Below are 237 nucleotides of genomic sequence, written 5' to 3' on the forward strand. Positions count from 1 at the left end.
CAGTGGCCATCGCTGCCAACTAGGGTCTCAATGGTTTGCACAGCGCCTGCGCTGTCGGTGATGGTGAGTGTAACAGTGCCACCAATTTCATTACTGGTGCCCTGCAGCTCGGGTGTTAAGTCGCTAACATCGCCTACGTTTTGAATGGTGAGTATTGGCGCTTGCGTGTCGATAGTGGTGGTATCACTCACTGTAGTTTCGTTGCCAACACTGTCGCGTACACTTACTTCGATGGTG

At 52.3% G+C, this 237-nt stretch carries 1 pseudogene; it reads right to left on the reverse strand.

The features are described from left to right. Window positions 1–237, reverse strand: a pseudogene (locus H5161_RS20305) (RTX toxin); the annotation flags it as partial.

The sequence above is a fragment of the Pseudoalteromonas sp. SG43-5 genome (assembly GCF_014164345.1).
GTDB classification, from domain to species: domain Bacteria; phylum Pseudomonadota; class Gammaproteobacteria; order Enterobacterales; family Alteromonadaceae; genus Pseudoalteromonas; species Pseudoalteromonas distincta.